Raw genomic sequence first — 21658 nt, 5'->3', positions numbered from 1 at the left:
CAATCGGGGGTATCCCGATTTTCACCGATGAGGCCAGATACGGCAAACCTTAAATGCGAATGGGGTCAGATCCCTTTTCCGCAGGAAAAGGGATCTGACCCCACCAGGGGATTGCCGGCCAGCGGCCGGCGCTACCACTTACCAGGTGTACTTGACCCGCCCGTACACGTACGCGCCGTTGAAGCCGAACGGCGAGTAGTTGCTGTACGGCAGCATGCCGAAGGTGGAGTTCTGCAGGTCTTCGGTGCGGTCCGGGTACTCGTTCAGCAGGTTGTCGGCACCGACGGTCAGCGTCCAGTTGCTGCTCGGCTTGTAGCTGGCCGAGGCATCCAGCACCCACTTGTCACCGTAGGTCTGGTCGCGCAGCGCGGTGGCCGAGTTGCGCACGGTGAACTTGCCGTAGCGGGTTGCGGCCAGGCCCAGTTCCCAGTGATCCGAACGCCAGGTGCCGCTCAGGATCGCCTTGTCGCGTGGGTAGCTGTCCTCGATGCGGCCGATCTCATCGCGGCCGATCAGCGACTGGTTCAGGCCCAGCGTGCCGAATACCGCCGGGGTGCCGCCGACGCGGCGCACTTCAGTGTCGTTGTAGCTGTACGCGGCGGTCAGTTCCAGGCTGCTGGCACTGAACGGCACCGTGTAGCTGGACACGAAGTCGACGCCACGGGTGCGCGTATCCAGGCCGTTGGTGAAGTACGAGAACGCGGTCACCTGCGGCAGGCCGAGCGTGGTCAGCAGCGCGCTGCTGGCGGCATTGGTGGTGATGCTCGATGACAGCGCGATGCGGTCGTCGATGTCGATCTGATACGCATCAACGGTGATGTACAGGCGGTCGACCGGCTGCAGCACCAGGCCCAGGCTGTAGGAGGTGGAGGTCTCGGCCTTCAGCGGCGAGGCGCCCAGTGCCTGTGCGGCCTGGCTGGTGGTCGGGAAGGTACCGCGCTCGACGAACACGCCGTTGGTGAACTGGCTGGTGACCGCCTGGTAGCCCTGCTGCGCCAGCGACGGTGCACGGAAGCCGCTGGAGGCGGTGGCCCGCAGCGCGACCTTGTCGGTGAACGCATAGCGCGCCGACAGCTTGCCGGAGAAGCGGTCGCCGAAGTCCGAGTAGTCCTCGTAGCGGCCGGTGATGCCAGCCGAGAACTTCTCGGTCAGGTCGGCTTCCAGACCCGCATAGACCGCGTAGTTGTGGCGGTCGGCATGCACTTCATTGGTCGGGGTGAAGCCGCCGAAGCCCTGCGCGCCACTGCCGGTGTACGAGTTCAGCTCGCCCGGCTTCTGGTCCCACTTCTCCTTGCGGTACTCACCGCCGAAGGACAACGTGACCGGGTAGGCCAGGCCCCAGTCCAGCGACTTGGTCAGGTCGGCATTGAAGATGTCCTGCTGGTACTTCAGCGTGCCGTCGTAGAACGAGCGCGGGCTGGTTGCGCCGAGGCTGTAGTTGATGCTGTTGCGGGTGTGGAAGTCGAGGGTGTTCTCGCCGTGATTCAGGCTCAGGTCCCAGGTCCAGCCGTTGTCGGTGTTGCCCTTGACCCCGGCCACCAGCGAGCGGTCCTTGGAGTACTGGTTGATCTCCGGCACGAAGCCGTCCGGATAGGTCTGCGCCAGCAGCGCCGTCTGCCCGTTGTGGTTGCGCGAGCGGTAGAACGCGAAGGAGGTGATGTCGCGGTTGCTGAGCAGCGCGCTGGCGTAGCCGGTCACGCGGTCGCTGAAATCGAAGCTGGCATTGACCGAGGCAGCGGTGGCATCCACGCGCGGGTCGCCGACGATGAAGGTCTTCTGGCCGACGCTCGGGTAGTTGCCGGTGTTCGGGGTGGTGCCGCGGTACGGGCCGGCACGGTTGCTCTCGTCCTGCTGGCTGATCTGGCCGGCCACGTGCACGCGGCCACGGCCGTTGCCGAACTCGACGCCGGTATCGCCGGAAAGCTGGTACTTGTTGCCGTCACCGGCCGAGTACTGGCCGTAGTCCACCGCCAGGCTGCCGCCACTGCCGCTGCCCTTGAGCACGATGTTGATGACGCCGGCGATGGCGTCCGAGCCGTACTGCGCCGACGCACCGTCGCGCAGCACTTCCACGCGCTCGATGGCGGCGATCGGGATCGCGTTGATGTCCACTGCCGACGAACCACGGCCGATGCTGCCGTTGACGTTGATCATCGCCGAGGTATGGCGGCGCTTGCCGTTGACCAGCACCAGCACCTGGTCCGGCGACAGGCCGCGCAGCTGCGCCGGGCGCACGCCGCTGGTGCCGTCGGTCAGGGCCGGGCGCGGGAAGTTCAGCGAGGGCAGCGCGCGCGACAGCGCGGTGGCCAGTTCGCTGGTGCCGGTGGACTGCAGGGCTTCGCGGGTGATGATGTCGATCGGCGACTGCGATTCGGCGACCGTGCGGTCGGCCACGCGGGTGCCGGTGACGATCACCGTGTCCAGGGTGTTGGCGGCGGTGCCGGTCTGCTGGGCAGCGGCGACGAACGGAGAGCCACCGAGTGCGACAGCGACGGCGGCGGCGATCAGGCTGGTCTTGCGGGTCATCGGGATGGGGCTCCGGTTGGCGGGGGCGGCACCGGAATCGACATCACGGGGGTGAGGCGGACGGCGGTTGTTGCGGTGCGCAAAGCAGGAATTAACGGGATATTCAGTGGCTGTCAAATGCCGGTCATCGGAAAAAACGTTGCAGCAGCAACCATTTAGCCCGGATCGGCACTCGCGGGGAGGGGGCCCGGGAGGCGCGCGGCGAGGACGTGGGAGAGAGGAACGCCGGCCGCCGCGCATCCCGGGGCGCGTCAAGTATTCGTTAACGCTAGAATTGCGTCGCAGGAACAGTGCTCACCAGCACATTCCATTCGGTTATATGGACGCCTTCCCCCATGATTTCGCTTCGTAATTTCGCCTTGCGCCGCGGCGAGCGGCTGCTGTTGTCCAATGTCGACCTGACCCTGCATGCCGGTTACCGGGTGGGTGTGGTCGGCCGCAACGGTGCTGGCAAGTCCAGCCTGTTCGCGGCGGTGAAGGGCGAGCTGGAGGCAGACAAGGGCGATGTCGACCTGCCCGGCAAGGTGCGCATCGCCAGCGTTGCCCAGGAAACCCCGTCGCTGCCCGACCCGGCGCTGAGCTTCGTGCTGGGCGGTGACATCGAGGTGGCCGCGGTGCTGGCCGCCGAGGCCGACGCGACCGCCCGCGAAGACTGGGAAGCGGTGGCCGAGGCGCACACCAAGATGGCCGAGCTCAATGCCTACGACGCCGAAGCGCGCGCCGGCAAGCTGCTGCACGGCCTCGGTTTCCCGGCAGAGACCCACCACCGCGCGGTGTCCTCGTTCTCCGGCGGCTGGCGCGTGCGCCTGAACCTGGCCCGCGCGCTGATGATGCCAAGCGACCTGCTGCTGCTGGACGAACCGACCAACCACCTGGATCTGGACGCGGTGTACTGGCTGGAGCAGTGGCTGCTGAAGTATCCGGGCACCCTGCTGCTGATCTCGCATGACCGCGAGTTCCTCGACAACGTGGCCACCCACACCCTGCACCTGCACGGTGGCGGCGCCAAGCTCTATCCGGGCGGCTACACCGACTTCGAGCGCCAGCGCGCCGAACAGCTGCGCCAGCAGCAGATCGCGCACGAGAAGGAACAGGCCGAGCGTGCCCACCTGCAGAGCTTCATCGACCGCTTCAAGGCGCAGGCCAGCAAGGCCGCGCAGGCGCAGAGCCGCATGAAGCGCCTGGCCAAGCTGGCCGGCACCGAAGCGGTGCGTGCCGAGCGCGAGTTCCGCATCGAGTTCGCGCCGCCGGCCAAGCTGCCGTTCTCGCTGATCCGCCTGAACCACGTCGAGGCCGGCTACGGCAAGGACGCGGTGATCCTGCACAACGTCGGCTTCGGCCTGGAAGCGGGCCAGCGCATCGGCCTGCTCGGCCCCAACGGTGCCGGTAAGACCACCCTGGTGAAGACCCTGGTGGGCGAGCTGGCGCCGATCGTCGGCGAGCGCATGGCGCACCCGGACCTGAAGATCGGCTACTTCGCCCAGCACACGGTGGAGTCGCTGCACGAAGGCCAGTCGCCGATGGAGCATTTCCGCGAGATCGCGCCGGACGCACCGAACCAGTCGTTCCGCGATTTCCTTGGCAAGTGGAACTTCCCGGGCGACCGCGCGTTCGAGCCGGTCGATGGTTTCTCCGGCGGCGAGCGCGCGCGCCTGGCGCTGGCGCTGATCGCCTGGCAGCAGCCGAATGTGCTGCTGCTGGACGAACCGACCAACCACCTTGACCTGGAAATGCGCGAAGCGCTGGCCGAAGCACTGGCCACCTTCGAAGGCGCGATCGTGATGGTCTCGCATGACCGCCATCTGATCGGCCTGGTCTGCGATACCTACTGGCGCGTGGCCGATGGCGTGGTCGAGCCGTTCGACGGCGACCTGGATGCGTACGCCGCATGGCTGCGCACCCGTCCGCAGGCGCAGGGCACCAAGGCGCGCATGGAACAGGTGGAAGAGCCGGTGGTGGTCAAGACCGCCCCGGTGGCGCAGGTGGTGCAGAAGAAGCCGGTGAACCCGCACAAGCTGGCTGCCGCCGAGGCCAAGGTGGCCGAGCTGGAAGGCGCGGTGGCCGAGCTGGACCGCCAGCTGGCCGACCCGGCCAACTACGCCGACGCCACCCGCATGGCAGTGATCGGCCGCGACCGCGAAACCGCCGCCGCGCAGCTGGAAAAGGCCGAAGCCGCCTGGATGGAGCTGCTGGAGTCCTGACTCCGCGAAAAAGGGGACGGAGGGGATTAAGTCGTATGTGCACATACGACTTAATCCCCTCCGTCCCCTTTTTGTTATGTGCCCTGCGCCTGCAGCCACTCGCGGAAGCGCTTGGCCGGCTCGCGCTCGGCGCGCGAGCGCAGCCGCGTCAGCCAGTAACGGCCCAGCTCCAGGGTGGTGCCGAAGGGCTGCAGCAGGCGGCCTTCGGCCAGTTCCTGCTCGAACATGCGCAAGGGCAGCAAGGCCACGCCGGCACCCCCGGCGGCAGCCATCGCCACCGTCAGCGACGAATCAAACACCGGCCCGCGGGCTTCCACGCCGCTGACCCCGGCTGCCTGCAGCCAGCGCGGCCATTCGTCGCTGCGGTAGGAACGCAACAACGGCAGTGTGGCGAGGTCGCGCGGTTGCTTCAGTCGCCGCGCCAATGCCGGGGCGCACAGCGGTGTGAACGGCGCATCGAGGATCGCCGTGCAGGCCTGACCCTGCCAGTCGCCATCGCCGAAGCGGATCGCCAGGTCCAGCCCTTCGCCGGCCAGGTCGATGCGGTTGTTGTGGGTCTGCAGGCGCAGCTCGATGTCCGGGTGCGCGGCCTCGAACGCCGCCAGCCGTGGCAGCAGCCAACCGGTGGCGAAGGTGCCGACCACGCCCAGCGTCAGTACTTCGCGGGCCGGCCCGCCGGTGTAGCGCGCGATGCTGGCCGAGATGCGCTCGAACGATTCGTTGAGTACCGGATACAGCGCCGCGCCCTCGTCGGTCAGCGCCACGCCGCGCGGCAGGCGATGGAACAGGCGGATGCCGAGTCGGTCCTCCAGCCCCCGGATCTGGTGGCTCAGCGCGGCCTGGCTGACGCACAGCTCGAGCGCGGCACGGGTGAAGTTCTGGTGGCGGGCGGCGGCTTCGAAAGCGCGCAGCGCGTTCAGCGGCAGGGTCGGGTGCAGCATCGGAAAGCCGTGAGCCAGGGTGATGGCTGATCCTACCCGTTCACTGAGGAATTTCGTAAATCTCAATGAGTTGATTGCGACAGGTATGAATTCAACTTATGGCTTGCCTTGATTTTTCGCGCTGGTCGGCTGCAGTGGAGGGGCCAATAATCGAGCGGTCACCAGGAGAACCCCTATGCTCGCCCGTCGCCGATTCCTGCAGTTCAGTGGTGCTGCCGTTGCTTCCTCGCTGCTTGCCCCGGCGTTGGCGCGAGCTGTTGCCCCTTCGTCCGGCACACCCGCCGCGAACGCCGCCATTGCCGGCGCCGCCGATTTCGCCGCGCTGGAGAAAGCCAGCGGTGGCCGCCTGGGCGTCACCGTGCTGAACACCGGTAATGGCCGTCGCATCGGCGGGCATCGGCAGGACGAGCGCTTCCCGATGTGCAGCACGTTCAAGTCGATGCTGGTTGCCCATGTGCTGAGCCTTGCCGATGCAGGCCGCGTTTCGCTCGACACCCGTGTGCCGATCGCCGAAAAGGATCTGCTGTCCTACGCCCCGGTGGCGCGCCGCCATGTGGGCAAGGACCTGACGGTGCGCGACCTGTGCCGGGGCACGCTGACCACCAGCGACAACACCGCGGCCAACCTGCTGCTGGACGTGGTGGGCGGGCCGTCGGCGCTGACGGCATTCCTGCGCGGGCAGGGCGACAGCGTTACCCGCAATGACCGCAACGAGCCGGACGTGAATCTGTTCGCGAAAGGAGACCCGCGCGATACCACCAGCCCGGCCGCGATGGCCACCAGCCTGGCCCGCTTCGCGGTGGGCAATGGCCTGCAGCCGGCATCGCGCCAGCAGTTCGCCGATTGGCTCATCGACAACCAGACCGGCGATGCCTGCCTGCGCGCCGGGCTGGGCAAGCGCTGGCGGGTGGGGGACAAGACCGGCAGCAACGGTGATGACACGCGCAACGACATCGCCGTGCTGTGGCCGCATGCGGGCGGCGCGGCGTGGGTGGTCACCGCCTACCTGCAGGGCGCATCGGTCGATGACGATCAGCGTGCAGCGGTGCTTGCACGGGTGGGGGCGCTGGCCGATGCGATGATCGGATGAGGTAACCGGGGTCATTCGAAAATGGCTTGCCGGATCGGTCGGGCACGCGCATCCTGCGCGCGTTCGAACCCCACGGAAGACCCCGATGAGCCATGAGTTGATCTACCTGCTGCTGATCTTCGCGCTGCTGGTGATCCCGCGCGCGCTGCAGCGCTTCAGCCTGCCGGCGCCGTTGACCTGCCTGCTGTTCGGCATCATCGGCATGCTCTGGCTGGGCGACCAGGCACACGACGCGGTGATCGGTCTGCTGGCCACGCTGGGCATTTCCTCGCTGTTCCTGTTTGCCGGCCTGGAAGTGGATCTGCAGGCGTTGCGCCGTGGCATGTGGCCGCTGCTGGCGCACCTGGTGATCCGTACCGGCACGCTGTTCGGCGTGGGCTGGCTGGCCTGGCGCTACGCGGGGCTGCCGTGGCAGGCCGCCGGGCTGCTGGCGCTGGCGCTGCTGACGCCCTCCACCGGCTTCATCATGGATTCGCTGTCGCGGCTGGGCCTGAGCGAAGACGAGCGGTTCTGGGTGACCAGCAAGGCCATCGCCGGCGAACTGCTGGCGCTGGCGGCGTTGTTCATCGTGCTGCAGGCCGGCGACCCGGGGCACATGGCGCTGTCCAGCCTGGCCCTGCTGGCGATGATGGTCGGCCTGCCGCTGCTGTTCATCGCGCTGGGCCGCTGGGTGGCGCCGCACGCGCCGGGTTCGGAGTTCTCGCTGCTGGTCATGGTCGGCATGGTCGCGGCGTACATCACCTATCTGCTGGGTGTGTATTACCTGGTCGGTGCCTTCATCGCCGGCCTGGTCGCGCGCCTGCTGCACCAGCGCATGCCGCTGCTGGCCTCGCACGAGAACCTGCATGCGCTGCGCCTGTTCGCCTCGTTTTTCGTGCCGTTCTATTTCTTCAACGCCGGCACCAAGGTGCCCAGTGAAGCGCTCAGCTTCGAGGCGCTGGGGCTGGGCATCGTGATCACCCTGGTGGTGCTGCCGCTGCGCATCGGCGTGGTCTGGCTGCAGCGCCGGGTGATGTTCGGCGAGAGCTTCCGCAGCAGCCTGCGGGTCTCGCTGGCGCTGGCCCCGACCCTGATCTTCACCCTGGTGCTGGCGGCGATCATGCGCGAGCGTTTCCAGATTCCGGCGGTACTGTTCGGCGCGCTGCTGCTGTACGCCGCACTGACCACGCTGCTGCCGTCGCTGGTGTTCCGCACGCCGTTCGACGTCGATCCGGTGGAGCAGGAGCCGGCGGGCGAGGGCGAGGCCGCGCCGGTCGCGGCCACCGAAGTCATCCACGCCGCGCCGCTGAAGGCGTCGCTGCCACCGCAGGGCTGAGCCGCAGCCGCGCGCAGCGGCTTGCACTCGCGTGCGCCAACACAGACACTGCGCGCCCGTGAAGCGCGCCCTGTCGTGGGCGGCCACAGTCAGGAGCAACAGGCGTGACCCAGGAAAGCAACCCAGACCGCAGCCTGTTGCCGGGCAAGATCCTGTTGTGGTTTTCGGCGGTCGCGCTGCTGATCCTGCTGGTCTGCAGCTGGTCGATGCCACCGGTCGATGCTTCCGGTTTCCGGCAGACGCAGACTGCACTGTCGATCGACTGGTTGCTGCGCGGCGGCCCCTGGCTGGACTACGTGACCCCGGTGCTGGGTGCGCCCTGGTCGATTCCATTCGAGTTCCCGTTCTACCAGTGGTTGGCGGCATTGCTGTCCAGCATCACCGGCATGAGTGCCGACAACAGCGGGCGGCTGGTCTCCACCGTCTTCCATGTCGGCTGCATCTGGCTGGTCTACCGCACGCTGCTGGCGTGGCGCCCTGACCGCACGCTGGCGCTGTGCGTGGCCGGCGCCTTTGCCGTCTCGCCGTACGCGCAGTTCTGGGGGCGCTCGGTGATGATGGAGTCCAGCGCCGTGTTCTTCGGCCTGCTCTTCGTCTGGGCGATGGCACGCCTGCGTAGCCAGTCGCGCGCGTGGGTGGGCCTGGTCGCCATCGTCGCAGCCGTGCTGTCGGCGGCCATCAAGGTCACCTCGTTCTTCGGCTTTGCCGCGTTCGTTGCGCTGGCCTTCCTGTGGCTGGCCCTGCGCGAGCATGGCTGGCGCCCGCAGTGGCTGCAGCAGCATTGGCGGCTGCTGTTCTGGGGTGGCCTGTCCGCGCTTGCCGTGCTGGCCACGCTCAGCCTGTGGCTGCAGCATGCCGACGCGCTGAAGGCGCAGTCGGCGCTGGGCCAGCACATCACCTCCGATGCGCTGTCCGCGTGGAATTACGGCACCCTGCAGCAGCGCCTGGATCCGGCCACCTGGTGGGGCACCGTGTTCAAAAAGCGCTTCTCCGGTGCGATCGGCTCCAACTGGATCTTCCTGATCTTCGTCATCGCCGGGCTGTGGCAGAAGCGCACGCGCGTGGCGGTGGGGATCCTGCTGCTGGCCTACCTGGCGCCGTTCCTGGTCTTCACCAACCTGCACATCGCCCATCCCTACTACCAGGCGGCCAACATCGTGTTCGCCACTTCGATCATCGGCCTGGTGCTGTGGTCGACGGTGCTGGCGGCCGAAGCGGCGGGCAAGCCTCGCCGTGGCGTCGCGCTGGCGATCTTCCTGTGCGTGCTGTCGGTGGGCTTTGGCCTGGTGAAGTCGCTGAAGGACATCAAGGAAGCACGCCAGCCGACACCGGTTTCGCAGATCGCCGATGTCATCCGCGCCGGTACGACGGCGCAGGGCGTGGTGATCGCATTCGGACAGGACTGGTCCTCCGAACTGCCGTATTTCTCCGGCCGCCGCGCCGTGATGATTCCGGACTGGGCATCGGACGACGTACTCGCATCGCTGGCTGCAGATGACGCGGCACTGGGTGGATTGCCGCTAGCCGCACTGGTCAACTGCCCCAACCAGCTGGGCAGCAGCCCCGAGCGCGTGCAATGGCTGGCCGAGATCACCCGCCGCTATGCCGCCGGTGGCCAGAAGCAGGAGCTGGGTGGCTGCGAGGTCTGGCTGCACCCCTGAGGTGACGTGGCCGGTCCGCGCGGTTTGCGTGCTCCGGCCCGGGTGGTTAGGGTTGGGGCATGAGACTGCCTGCCGTTGTTACCGCTTCCGCCCTCCTGCTCAGCCTCGCTGCCTGTTCGCAGCGTTCCGATACAGTCGCCCATGATCTGGCGACCGCACCGGCCGATGCCTTCATGGCCGCCATCGCCGCCCATTGCGGCCAGGCCTATGAGGGCCGGGTGGTGGAGGACACGCCGGCACCGACCGGCAAGGACCCGTTCGCCGGCCAGCGCCTGGTGATGCATGTGCGCGGCTGTGCCGATCCTGCCCATGAATTGCGGATTCCCTTCCATGTGGGGGATGACCACTCGCGCACCTGGGTGCTGACCCGCACCGAAAACGGCCTGCGCCTGAAGCACGATCACCGCCATCAGGATGGCAGCGCGGATGCGATCACCCTCTACGGCGGTGACAGCACGCCACCGGGCACCGCCGAGCGCCAGCAGTTCCCGGCCGACGCCGACTCGGTGGCGATGTTCCGTCGTGCCGACATGCTGGCCTCCACGCACAATACCTGGGCGATGGAGATCGACCCCGACCAGACCTTCGTCTACGAACTGACGCGCCCGGAGGGCCGCCGTTTCCGCGTGAAGTTCGACCTGAGCAAGCCGGTCGACCTGCCCCCCGCACCGTGGGGCGACGAGAAGGCGCCCGCACCCTGATCCCGGGGTCGGATCCCTCCCGAGGAGGGCTCCGAGCCCGGAAAAATTCCCAGTAGAGCCATGCCATGCGTGGATGCGGGATACCTGGCCGGGGCCCTGGCCGTCGGCCAGGGATCCGACCCCATGCTCAAACCAGCACTCAGCGCGCGCCGAAGCGCGCCCGGCAACCATTGCTCACCCACACCTGGCCGCGTGCGTAGCCCCAGCTGCGGCCCTCCTGGCAGGCGCTGCCGGACAGCTGCTGCTGCAGCACCGGCCGACCCTGGCGCTCATCCCAGTCGCAGTTCTGCGTGCGGTTGTTGTTGCTGCTGCAGGTGATCGAGTAGTTGCTGTTGCCGCCGCCCCAACCACCACCGCCGCCACCGCCCCAGCCGCGGGCCTCGGCGAATTCGGCGCGGCAGCCGCCACTGACCCAGATCGCGCCATTGCGCACGCCCCAGGTGCGGCCTTCGTTGCAGGGGCTGCCGGACAGCTGGCGGACCAGCCGGGCATTGCGCCAGCCGACCGGGCAGCTGCGCTCGCGGTTGTTCTGGCTCTCGCAGCGTATGGTTTCGCCGGGCCGGCCGTTGTTGCCACCCCAGCCGCCGCCATTGCCGCCGCCCCAGCCACCACGGGCCTCGACGAATTCGGCACGGCAGCCATTGGTGACCCAGATGCTGCCATTGCGGCTGCCCCAGGTGCGGCCTTCGTCGCAGGCGCTGCCGGACAGCTGGCGGACCAGCTGCGCATTGCGCCAGCCGGTGTTGCAGACCCGTTCGCGGTTGTTCTGGCTCTCGCAGCGGATCACCCCGTCCTGCGCGGCGGCCGGGGCGGAGGGCAGGGCGAGCGTGGCGATGGTGCCCAGGCTCAGGGTCACGGCCAGGCTGGCCAGGGACAGCGGTTTCATGGCGGCATCCCATACGGTGGCAGGTGCCTGACTATAGGGAAGGGGGCGATCAAGCCGGTGTGACTGGCCGGATTTGCCCCGGCCGGGGCCTCGGCCGCAGAATACGAGGCTTTCCGGCCCCCATCCGGTGCCGGCGTTCTCCAGCGGAGCTTCCCCCCATGCGTACCCACTTCTGCGGCCTGGTCGACGAGACCCTGATTGGCCAGACTGTCACCCTCGCCGGCTGGACCGACGTGGCCCGTAACCAGGGCGGCGTCTGCTTCATCGATCTCCGGGATCATGAAGGCATCGTGCAGGTGACCGTGGAGGTCGACAACGCCGAAGTGTTCGCCGTGGCCGCGTCGCTGGGCTATGAGGACGTGCTGCAGGTGGAAGGCGTCGTGCGCGCCCGCCACGCGGTGAACGACAAGATGCGCACTGGCAAGGTGGAAGTGATCGCCACCGCCATCACCGTGCTGAACAAGGCCGCGCCGCTGCCGTTCCACGCCCACGAGAACCCGGGCGAGGAAACCCGCCTGAAGTACCGTTACCTGGACCTGCGCCGCCCGGAAATGCAGCGCATGCAGCGCACCCGCATCAAGCTGGTGCAGGCGCTGCGCCGCCATCTGGACGAAAAGGGCTTCCAGGACATCGAGACCCCGATCCTGACCAAGGCCACTCCGGAAGGCGCGCGCGACTTCCTGGTGCCGGCGCGCATGCACCCGGGCGAGTTCTACGCCCTGCCGCAGAGCCCGCAGCTGTTCAAGCAGATCCTGATGGTGGCCGGCTTCGACCGCTACTACCAGATCGCGCGCTGCTTCCGCGATGAAGCCCTGCGTGCCGACCGCCAGCTGGAATTCACCCAGCTGGACATGGAGTTCGCCTTCGTCCGCGAACGCGACGTGCAGGACTTCGTCGAAGACATGATCCGCGCCATCTTCAAGGAAGTGGTCGACGTGCAGCTGGATGCCAGCTTCCCGCGCATGACCTGGGCCGAGGCGATGCGTCGCTACGGTTCGGACAAGCCGGACCTGCGCATCGCGCTGGAGCTGGTCGACGTGGCCGAGCTGGTCAAGGACAGTGAGTTCCCGGTGTTCACCGGCCCGGCCAATGATGCCGAAGGCCGCGTCGCCGCGCTGCGCATCCCGGGCGGTGCGTCGCTGAGCCGCAAGCAGATCGACGAGTACGCCGCGCATGCCGCCAAGTACGGCGCCAAGGGCCTGGCCTACATCAAGATCGCCGACAACGGCGAAGTCAGCTCGCCGATCCAGAAGTTCTTCAGCGAGGAATCCTTCGCTGCGCTGGTGGCCCACGTCGGCGCCGGCAACGGCGACATCGTGTTCTTCGGCGCCGGTGGCTACAACAAGGTCTCCGACTTCATGGGCGCGCTGCGCCTGAAGGCCGGCAAGGACTTCGGCCTGGTCGCCGACGGCTGGGCCCCGCTGTGGGTCACCGACTTCCCGATGTTCGAGTGGGACGAGGAAGAACAGCGCTACGTCGCCCTGCATCACCCCTTCACCGCACCGGCCGTGGACGACATCGCCGACCTGCGCGCCAATGCCCGTACCGCCGTCTCGCGCGGCTACGACATGGTGCTCAACGGCAATGAAATCGGCGGCGGTTCCATCCGTATCCACCGTCCGGACATGCAGAGCGCGGTGTTCGAGCTGCTCGGCATCGGTGCCGAGGAAGCCCGCGCCAAGTTCGGCTTCCTGCTCGACGCGCTGAACTACGGCGCGCCGCCGCACGGTGGCATTGCCTTCGGCATCGACCGCATCGCTGCGCTGATGGCCGGCACCGAATCGATCCGCGACGTCATCCCGTTCCCGAAGACCACCGGTGCACAGGATCTGATGACCGACGCGCCGTCGCCGATCGTCGATACGCAGCTGGCCGAAGTGCACATCCAGGTTCGCCCCAAGACCAACTGATCAGGAGATCCAGGCAATGACCGAGTTTGCGTTTTCGCTGGAGTGGGAAAAGCTGGGCAATGAAGGCTCCGAGGCCACCCTGGTCACCGAGCGTGCACGCGTGTTCGGTGGTTGGCTGGTCCGCGTCGGTACCAACCCGGCGGCGATGGCCCTGACCTTCGTCGCCGACGGCGAAGGCCGTTGGGACGGTGAAGACTTCGGCGTCGAGGATTACGAGGACGACGAAGAGGAAGAGTACGACGAGGACGAGGAAGGCGAGGAAGAAGAGGACGAAGACGAAGAGGAATACGAGGAAGAGGACGAGGAAGAAGCAGCGGAATCGTCTGAAAAGGCTTGACCCGCGCTTCGCCCTGACGTCAACTTCCTGCATGTATTCGATCCGCCGCGCCACTGTGGACGACGCGCCGACCCTGTCGGCGCTGGCCGCGCGCACGTTCACCGAAACCTTCGGCCATCTGTATCCGCCGCAGGACCTGCAGGCCTTCCTCGAGGAGGCCTACACGGTCGAGCGCCAGCGCGTGATCCTGGCCCACCCGGACTACGCGGTGTGGCTGCTGGAACTGGATGGGGAGGCGGTCGGCCACGCCGCCGCCGGCCCCTGTGGCCTGCCGCATCCGGATGTGAAACCCGGTGACGGCGAACTCAAGCGCCTGTACCTGATCAAGACGCAGCAGAGCTGCGGCTGGGGCAGCCGCCTGCTGGAAACCGCGCTGGCCTGGCTGGAACACGAAGGCCCGCGCACGCTGTGGCTAGGCGTGTGGTCGGAGAACTTCGGCGCGCAACGCTTCTACGCCCGCTACGGTTTCGAGAAGGCCGGCGAGTACCTGTTCCCGGTCGGTGACACCCAGGACCTCGAATTCATCCTGCGCCGCGCGCCGCGCGCGGCCTGACGTTCACCGCCGCTTGCTGCGCGCGCGTGTTCAATCACCTCACGTTCCTGCCCCGCTGACCGCCAGGCTGTTTGCATGACTCCCCCCGTATTGCTGCTGCATGGCATCTGGAATGCCCGTGCCTGGGTCGGGCCGCTGGCCTGGCGCCTGCGCGCGCGTGGTTTCCAGGTGCACGCGTTCGGCTATTCCTCGGTGTTCGGTGGCCCCGACGTGGCCGTGCCGCAGCTGCTGGAACGCCTGGCCGATGCCGGACCGCTGTCGCTGGTCGGTCACAGCCTGGGCGGATTGCTCGCGCTGGAGGCCTTGCGCCGCCAGCCGCAGCTGGACGTGCAGCGCGTGGTCTGCCTGGGCTCGCCGCTGCGCGGCAGCGGCACTGCGCGTTCATTGTCCGAGCACGGGTGGGGCCTGGCGCTGGGCCGCAGCAGCGAACTGTTGCTCGATGGCCTGCCGGACTGGCAGGGCAAGGCCGAAGTCGGGCTGATCGCCGGCTCGGTACCGCATGGGCTGGGCAGCCTGCTGGGGGCGATCGACGATGCCTCTGATGGCACCGTGGCATTGGCCGAGACCCGCCTGCCGGGCCTGGCCGACCATTGCGTGGTGCGTACCAGCCACAGTGGCCTGGTGGTGTCGCCCGATGCCGCGCGGCAGACCGCGCATTTCCTGCGCCACGGCCAGTTCGACCACAGCCGCGACGCCGCCGCCGCATGATTGAGTGGGTGCGACCGGCCTGCCTCGGTGGGTGCGAACCGATGGTTCGCACGCTCTACGCCGGGCATGACCTGGCAGCATCCCTCCGCCCTAGACACGGTTGCAGCGCCCGATCAGGTAGAATCCGCGCCTTGATCCTGAAGCAGCCAGACGGTAGCACCCATGGGTAGAGGCCCCTCCATCGAAGCCCGCAAGAACGCGTCCGACGCGAAGCGCGGCAAGATTTTCACCAAGATCATCCGCGAGATCGGCGTGGCCGCGCGCGGCGGTGGAGGCGACCCCAACAACAACCCGCGCCTGCGCGTGGCCGTGGACAAGGGCCTGGCCGTGAACATGTCCAAGGACGTGATCGAGCGCGCCATCAAGAAGGCCACCGGTGAACTGGAAGGCGTCGACTACGAGGAAATCCGCTACGAGGGCTACGCCCCGGGTGGCGTTGCCGTGATCGTCGACTGCCTGACCGACAACCGCGTGCGCACCGTGGCCGATGTCCGCCATGCGTTCAGCAAGTGCGGCGGCAACATGGGCACCGAAGGCTCGGTCGCCTTCATGTTCAAGCGCCTGGGCGTGCTCAGCTTCGCCCCGGGTGCCGACGAGGAAGCCATCACCGAAGCGGCCATCGAGGCCGGCGCCGATGACATCGTGGTCTACCCGGACGACGGCTCGATCGACGTGGTCACCAGCCCTGACGCGTTCAACGCGGTCAAGGACGCAATGGCCGCCGCCGGCCATGTCGCCGACCACGCCGAGGTCACCTTCCGCGCGGACAACGACATCAAGGTCGAAGGCGACGTCGCCCTGCAGGTCAAGAAGCTGCTCGACATGCTCGAAGACCTGGACGACGTGCAGGACGTGTATTCCAACGCCGAACTCGGCGCCGACGCCTACGCCTGAGCCGTCCTCGACGGCCTGGGCGCGGGCCGTTGAACGGTCACCGCGGACAGTCATGAGCCCATACGCCTGCCAGCGCACCCCGTTCCGCCCCGCCAGGAGTGCCGCATGACCCGCATCCTCGGCATCGACCCCGGTTCGCAGCGGACCGGGGTCGGCATCATCGATGTCGACGCCACCGGCCGCGTCAGCCACGTGCACCACCAGCCGCTGGTGCTGCTGGGTGCCGACGACTTCCCGCAGCGCATGAAGCTGCTGGTGCTGGGCCTGGCTGACCTGTGCCGGGAATACCAGCCCAATGAAGTGGCCATCGAAAAGGTGTTCATGGCCCGCAATCCCGATTCGGCGCTGAAGCTGGGCCAGGCCCGGGGCGCGGCGATCTCGGCCGTGGTGCTGCGCGACCTGCCGGTGCACGAATACGCCGCCAGCGAGATCAAGCTCGCAGTGGTCGGGCGCGGTGGCGCCGAAAAGCAACAGGTTCAACACATGGTCGGGCTCATGCTCAACCTGAAAACCAAGCTGCAGGCCGACGCGGCCGACGCGTTGGCGGTGGCGATCACCCATGCCCACGTAAGGGCGACGGCCAACCGCCTGGGGCTCAGTGCCCGCCAGGCGTGGGGCCGCAAATGAGGAGCTGCACGCAATGATCGGTCGACTGCGCGGCATCGTCGCCTACAAGGCGCCGCCGTGGCTGGTGGTGGACGTGAACGGAGTGGGCTACGAACTGGAGGCGCCGATGAGTACCTTCTACGACCTGCCCGAGCTCGGCCGCGAGGTCACCCTGTACACCCATTACTCGCAGAAGGAAGACAGCGTCTCGCTGTACGGCTTCCTGCGCGAGGGTGAGCGGCGCCTGTTCCGCGACGTGCAGAAGGTCAGCGGCATCGGCGCGAAGATCGCGCTGGCCGTGCTGTCCGGTGTCAGCGTCGAGGAGTTCGCGCGCATGGTCCAGGCCGGCGACATCACCGCGCTGACCCGCATCCCCGGCATCGGCAAGAAGACCGCCGAACGCATGGTGCTGGAGCTGCGTGACCGCGCCGCCCAGTTCGGTGCCGGCGGCGCGCTGCCCACCGGCAGTGGCCCGGCGCCGGCCGATCCGCTGTCCGATGCCACCGTGGCCCTGCAGCAGCTGGGCTACAAGCCGGCCGAAGCGGCACGCATGGCCCGCGACGCCTTCAATGAAGGCGACGAAGTGGCCACCGTGATCCGCAAGGCGCTGCAGTCGGCGCTGCGCTGACCCGCCTCCCTTTCCCTCAACGAACCGCCTGAGCTTCGCCAGGAGTCCCATGTCCAGCAGTCAAACCCCGCACGCAGCTGCCCCCGGCGGCCACGGTCACGCCCCTCCCGCCGGAGGCATGGCGCTGATCATCGGTGCGATCGGCGTGGTCTTCGGCGATATCGGTACCAGCCCGCTGTACACCCTGAAGGAGGCGTTCTCGCCGCACTACGGGCTCAACAGTGACCATGACACCGTGCTGGGCGTGCTGTCGCTGGCGTTCTGGGCGCTGAACATCGTGGTCACGCTGAAGTACGTGACCATCATCATGCGCGCCGACAATGACGGCGAGGGCGGCATCATGGCGCTGATGGCGCTGACCCAGCGCACGCTGCGCAACGGGTCGCGCTCGGCCTACGTGGTCGGCATCCTCGGTATCTTCGGTGCCTCGCTGTTCTTCGGTGACGGCGTGATCACCCCGGCGATTTCCGTGCTTGGCGCGGTCGAGGGCCTGGAGGTGGCCGCGCCCGGCCTGCATGCCTTCATCGTGCCGATCACCGTGGTGGTGCTGCTGATGGTGTTTGCCGCGCAGCGCTTCGGTACCGAAAAGATCGGCAAGGCGTTCGGCCCGATCACCTCGGTCTGGTTCATCTCGCTGGCCGCGATCGGCATCTACAACATCGTCGACGCGCCGGAAGTGCTGAAGGCCTTCAACCCGTGGTGGGCGATCCGCTTCTTCATGGAGCACAGCTGGCACGGCATCTTCATCCTTGGCGCGGTGGTGCTGGCGGTGACCGGTGGCGAGGCGCTGTACGCCGACATGGGCCACTTCGGCGCCAAACCCATCCGCCACGCCTGGTATTTCTTCGTGCTGCCGTGCCTGGTGCTGAACTACCTGGGGCAGGGCGCACTGGTGCTCAACCACCCCGAAGCGCTGAAGAATCCGTTCTTCGAGGCGGTGCCGCCGTGGGCGCTGTACCCGATGATCATCCTGGCCACAATGGCGGCGGTGATCGCGTCGCAGTCGGTCATCACCGGTGCGTTCTCGGTCTCGCGCCAGGCCATGCAGCTGGGTTACATCCCGCGCATGCGCATCAAGCACACCTCGCACGACACCATCGGCCAGATCTACATCCCGGGCATCAACTGGGGTATCGCGGTGATGGTGATCGGCCTGGTACTGGCCTTCCGCAGCTCGTCGAACCTGGCCGTGGCCTACGGCATCTCGGTGTCGGCCACGATGCTGATCGACACCCTGCTGTTGGCCCTGGTGGCCCGCTCGCTGTGGCCGAAGGCCCGCAAGTGGATCCTGCCGTTGTGCGTGGTGTTCTTCATCATCGACCTCGGCTTCGTCATCGCCAACGGTGCCAAGCTGCTGCAGGGCGCCTGGTTCCCGGTGGTGCTGGGCATCTTCCTGTTCACCATGATGCGCACCTGGCGCCGTGGCCGCGAGCTGCTGCGCGATGAGATCCGCAAGGACGGCATCCGCCTGGACACCTTCCTGCCGGGCCTGATGCTGGCGCCGCCGGTACGCGTGCCGGGCACCGCGGTGTTCCTCACCGCCGACCCGACCGTGGCCCCGCACGCGCTGATGCACAACCTCAAGCACAACAAGGTGCTGCACGAGCGCAACGTGTTCCTGCACGTGGAAACCCTGCCGATCCCGTATGCGATGGAAGGGCAGCGGCTGAAGATCGAATCGGTGGGCGACGAGTTCTATCGCGTCTACGTCCGCTTCGGTTTCATGGAGACCCCGGACGTGCCACTGGCGCTGATGCGCTCGTGCGACCACGGCGGCATCTACTTCGACCCGATGGACACCACCTTCTTCGCCAGCCGCGAGACCATCGTCGCCACCGCCAACCGCGGCATGCCGATCTGGCGTGACAAGCTGTTCGCGCTGATGCATCGCAACGCCGCCCCGGCCACGGGCTTCTTCCGTATTCCGGGCAACCGCCTCGTGGAACTCGGCGCGCAGGTGGAGATTTAATCTCCACCTGCGCTACGTCCCACGATTTGCTGCGCAAACCGTGGGCTCCGCACGCATTCCACCTAATCCCCCCGCCTGTCGGCGCACCCCCTTGAACAACAAGGGGGCTCCGCTTGCGGAGATGCCGCGTGCTTGAAGCTTGGCCCACTCTGCTCTCCAGTTTCCTCCACGCCTGGATCTACCGTGCCGACCAACGGTCGGCACCCACCAAAGCAGAACGCCGTTCCGACAGACCGCAGGAAACTGTCGAAGGCGGGGTGGGGCCGGTTGCGGGGGCGTGAGCCGCATGGATGCGGCGACCGAGCTTGCATGGACGTACTTGCAGCGTCCCCCGCAACCGGACCCACCCCGCCATTCCCCAGGAAGCCCGCTTCGGCTGTTGCTCTGGATGTTGCCGTTGCCGTTGCCTCTGCGGGTGCCGGGCGCAGCCCGGCCGAAACCCGCGCTTTTGCCGCATAATCAGCACATGACCGACGACCGCATCATCGGCGCCGGCGCCACCCGCGAGGATGACGCCGCCGACGCCAGCATCCGCCCCAAGCGCTTGGCCGACTACCTCGGCCAGGCCCCGGTGCGCGAGCAGCTGGAGATCTACATCGAAGCGGCCAAGGCCCGTGGCGACGCGCTCGACCATGTGCTGATCTTCGGGCCGCCCGGCCTGGGCAAGACCACCCTCAGCCACGTCATCGCCAACGAACTGGGCGTGGCCCTGCGGGTCACCTCCGGCCCGGTGATCGAGAAGGCCGGCGACCTTGCCGCACTGCTCACCAACCTGCAGCCGCACGACGTGCTGTTCGTGGACGAGATCCACCGCCTGTCGCCGGTGGTCGAGGAAGTGCTGTACCCGGCGATGGAAGATTTCCAGATCGACATCATGATCGGCGAGGGCCCCGCGGCCCGTTCGATCAAGATCGACCTGCCGCCGTTCACCCTGATCGGCGCCACCACCCGCGCCGGCCTGCTGACCGCGCCGCTGCGCGACCGCTTCGGCATCGTCCAGCGCCTGGAGTTCTACAGCGTCGAAGAGCTGACCCGGATCGTGCGCCGCTCGGCCACCATCCTCGGCATCGACTGCACCGCCGATGGCGCCGGCGAGATCGCTCGCCGCGCGCGTGGCACCCCGCGTATCGCCAACCGCCTGCTGCGCCGCGTGCGCGATTATGCGCAGGTGAAGGCGGGCGGCCACATCGACGAGGCCGTGGCACAGGCCGCGATGAAAATGCTCAAGGTTGATCCGGAGGGCTTCGACGAGCTCGACCGGCGCCTGCTCAAGACCATGGTCGACTACTTCGACGGCGGTCCGGTCGGCATCGAATCGCTGGCCGCGGCGCTGTCCGAAGAGCGCGGCACGCTGGAAGACGTGGTCGAGCCCTACCTGATCCAGCAGGGCTTCCTGGTGCGCACCGCGCGTGGCCGCATGGCCACCCACAAGGCCTACCGGCACATGGGCCTGAAGCCCAAGAACCCGCCGCAGGACCTGTTCGCGGAGGTTCCCGATGTCGGTTGAGCCCCGATTCAGTTGGCCGACACGCATTTACTGGGAAGATACCGACGCAGGTGGCGTGGTCTACCACGCCCGCTACGTGGCCTTCATGGAACGGGCCCGGACCGAATGGATGCGTGCGCTGGGCTACGGCCAGGAGCGCATGCGCGCCGAGCACGGGATGGTCTTCGCGGTGCGCTCGATGCAGATGGATTTCATCAGGCCGGCACGGCTGGATGACACCCTGCAGGTGAGCGCCCGCCTGGTCCAGCTGAAGAAGGCCAGCATGGTCTTCGACCAGCAGATCCTGCGCGACGGCGAGCTGCTGCTGTCGGCGCAGGTCCGTATTGCCGCACTGGAAGCGGCCAGTTTCCGCCCGCGTGGCATGGACGACGCCGTCCTTGCCGTGCTGCAACCCCACCTCCACCCCGAATCCGAACACTGAGGAACAACGGATGATCGCAACGCTCCTGGCCCTGCAGGCCACGGTCACCGAGGCACTGCCGGCCGACGTCAGCAACGCCGCGACACAGACCCTTGCCCAGGCCACCACCGGCGGCGGCATCAACTACCTCGAACTGATGGCCAAGGCCAGCCTGCCGGTGAAGATCATCGTGCTGCTGCTGCTGGTCGGCTCGTTCGTCAGCTGGGTGATCATTTTCCGCAAGGCCCGCGTGTTCAAGCAGGCCACCCGCGAAGCCGACGAGTTCGAGAACCGCTTCTGGTCCGGCGCCGACCTGGGCAAGCTGTACAGCTCGGCCACCGACCGCAGCCGCAATGTCGGCGGCCTGGAAGCCATCTTCGAAGCCGGTTTCCGCGAATACACCCGCCTGCGCGACAAGCGCCGCCTGGACGGTCGTGCGCAGCTGGAAGGCGCGCAGCGCGCCATGCGCACCACCTACACCCGTGAAGTGGACCAGCTCGAGCGCAACCTGGAGCTGCTGGCCAACATCGGCTCGACCGCGCCGTACGTGGGCCTGGTCGGTACCGTGTTCGGCATCATGGTGACCATGCACGACATGATCAGCAGCGGTGCGCAGGCCGGTATCGCCGCCGTCGCGCCGGGCATCTCCGAAGCGCTGTTCGCCACCGCCATCGGCCTGTTCGTGGCGATCCCGGCGGTGTGGGCCTACAACCGCTTCACCACCCGCGTGGAGCGCATGTCGGTGCGGTTCGAAACCTTCGCCGAAGAGTTCAGCTCCATCCTGCAGCGCCAGAGCGCTGGCGACGAGTAAGCGCCTGACCCGGG

At 67.5% G+C, this 21658-nt stretch carries 19 protein-coding genes; 16 read left to right on the top strand and 3 right to left on the bottom strand.

The features are described from left to right. Positions 1–138: 138 nt before the first annotated feature. Positions 139–2526, bottom strand: coding sequence for a TonB-dependent receptor plug domain-containing protein (locus ACUZUJ_RS17285; protein ID WP_458220760.1), 2388 nt, complete (start codon positions 2524–2526; stop codon positions 139–141). Between the two features lie 335 nt (positions 2527–2861). Between ACUZUJ_RS17285 and ACUZUJ_RS17280 the strand changes: the two genes are divergently transcribed. Then, positions 2862–4727, top strand: a complete 1866-nt coding sequence (locus tag ACUZUJ_RS17280) for an ABC-F family ATP-binding cassette domain-containing protein (RefSeq protein ID WP_075676456.1) — start codon at positions 2862–2864, stop codon at positions 4725–4727. Positions 4728–4801: 74 nt separating this feature from the next. On the opposite strand, the gene ampR is transcribed toward ACUZUJ_RS17280, so the two are convergent. After that, positions 4802–5668, bottom strand: a complete 867-nt coding sequence (ampR, locus tag ACUZUJ_RS17275) for a LysR family transcriptional regulator AmpR (protein ID WP_119006699.1) — start codon at positions 5666–5668, stop codon at positions 4802–4804. A gap of 175 nt (positions 5669–5843) precedes the next feature. Between ampR and blaL2 the strand changes: the two genes are divergently transcribed. The 4 genes from blaL2 (at position 5844) to ACUZUJ_RS17255 (ending at position 10435) form a co-directional block, all read left to right on the top strand. Continuing rightward, positions 5844–6758, top strand: a complete 915-nt coding sequence (blaL2, locus tag ACUZUJ_RS17270) for a L2 family extended-spectrum class A beta-lactamase (RefSeq protein ID WP_432592323.1) — start codon at positions 5844–5846, stop codon at positions 6756–6758. A gap of 85 nt (positions 6759–6843) precedes the next feature. Further along, complete coding sequence (locus tag ACUZUJ_RS17265; RefSeq protein ID WP_049442647.1) at positions 6844–8073, top strand: cation:proton antiporter; 1230 nt, start codon at positions 6844–6846, stop codon at positions 8071–8073. A gap of 104 nt (positions 8074–8177) precedes the next feature. Then, positions 8178–9734, top strand: a complete 1557-nt coding sequence (locus ACUZUJ_RS17260) for an ArnT family glycosyltransferase (protein WP_119006697.1) — start codon at positions 8178–8180, stop codon at positions 9732–9734. A 59-nt stretch (positions 9735–9793) separates the two neighbouring features. Then, on the top strand, positions 9794–10435 hold the full coding sequence (locus tag ACUZUJ_RS17255; protein ID WP_014038233.1) for a hypothetical protein: 642 nt from the start codon (positions 9794–9796) through the stop codon (positions 10433–10435). Between the two features lie 139 nt (positions 10436–10574). On the opposite strand, the gene ACUZUJ_RS17250 is transcribed toward ACUZUJ_RS17255, so the two are convergent. After that, positions 10575–11321, bottom strand: coding sequence for a DUF3011 domain-containing protein (locus ACUZUJ_RS17250; RefSeq protein ID WP_119006696.1), 747 nt, complete (start codon positions 11319–11321; stop codon positions 10575–10577). A 158-nt stretch (positions 11322–11479) separates the two neighbouring features. Here ACUZUJ_RS17250 and aspS point away from each other — a divergent pair, with 158 nt between their 5' ends. The 11 genes from aspS (at position 11480) to tolQ (ending at position 21644) form a co-directional block, all read left to right on the top strand. Then, the gene (gene aspS / locus ACUZUJ_RS17245) at positions 11480–13231 is read left to right on the top strand and encodes an aspartate--tRNA ligase (protein ID WP_049442644.1); all 1752 of its coding nucleotides are present in this window, start codon (positions 11480–11482) and stop codon (positions 13229–13231) included. Between the two features lie 16 nt (positions 13232–13247). Then, positions 13248–13568, top strand: a complete 321-nt coding sequence (locus tag ACUZUJ_RS17240) for a hypothetical protein (RefSeq protein ID WP_049442643.1) — start codon at positions 13248–13250, stop codon at positions 13566–13568. A gap of 31 nt (positions 13569–13599) precedes the next feature. Further along, positions 13600–14121, top strand: a complete 522-nt coding sequence (locus ACUZUJ_RS17235; RefSeq protein ID WP_014038229.1) for a GNAT family N-acetyltransferase — start codon at positions 13600–13602, stop codon at positions 14119–14121. A gap of 75 nt (positions 14122–14196) precedes the next feature. Then, on the top strand, positions 14197–14829 hold the full coding sequence (locus ACUZUJ_RS17230) for an esterase/lipase family protein (protein ID WP_014038228.1): 633 nt from the start codon (positions 14197–14199) through the stop codon (positions 14827–14829). 162 nt (positions 14830–14991) lie between these two features. Next, a complete protein-coding gene (locus ACUZUJ_RS17225; RefSeq protein ID WP_014038227.1) occupies positions 14992–15723 on the top strand; it encodes a YebC/PmpR family DNA-binding transcriptional regulator in 732 nt (243 codons plus the stop codon). A 105-nt stretch (positions 15724–15828) separates the two neighbouring features. Further along, entirely contained in the window at positions 15829–16350 is a 522-nt protein-coding gene (gene ruvC, locus ACUZUJ_RS17220; RefSeq protein ID WP_049442642.1) for a crossover junction endodeoxyribonuclease RuvC, read from the top strand. A 13-nt stretch (positions 16351–16363) separates the two neighbouring features. Then, positions 16364–16957 carry a Holliday junction branch migration protein RuvA gene (gene ruvA, locus ACUZUJ_RS17215; RefSeq protein WP_014648163.1) on the top strand — a complete coding sequence of 198 codons (594 nt, stop codon included), beginning with the start codon at positions 16364–16366 and terminating at the stop codon, positions 16955–16957. Positions 16958–17006: 49 nt separating this feature from the next. Further along, a complete protein-coding gene (locus ACUZUJ_RS17210) occupies positions 17007–18926 on the top strand; it encodes a potassium transporter Kup (protein ID WP_014038224.1) in 1920 nt (639 codons plus the stop codon). A 466-nt stretch (positions 18927–19392) separates the two neighbouring features. Continuing rightward, a complete protein-coding gene (gene ruvB, locus ACUZUJ_RS17205; protein WP_014038223.1) occupies positions 19393–20433 on the top strand; it encodes a Holliday junction branch migration DNA helicase RuvB in 1041 nt (346 codons plus the stop codon). After that, positions 20423–20854: a tol-pal system-associated acyl-CoA thioesterase gene (gene ybgC, locus ACUZUJ_RS17200; protein ID WP_014038222.1), complete on the top strand. Its 432-nt coding sequence runs from the start codon at positions 20423–20425 to the stop codon at positions 20852–20854. The genes ruvB and ybgC overlap by 11 nt, the downstream gene beginning before the upstream one ends. Positions 20855–20864: 10 nt before the next feature. Continuing rightward, positions 20865–21644: a protein TolQ gene (gene tolQ / locus ACUZUJ_RS17195; RefSeq protein WP_006438802.1), complete on the top strand. Its 780-nt coding sequence runs from the start codon at positions 20865–20867 to the stop codon at positions 21642–21644. The last annotated feature ends 14 nt before the right edge of the window (positions 21645–21658 follow it).

The sequence above is a fragment of the Stenotrophomonas sp. S4 genome (assembly GCF_054187805.2).
Note: the sequence above shows the minus strand (reverse complement) of the source record. Positions and strands in the feature narration are given on the sequence as shown.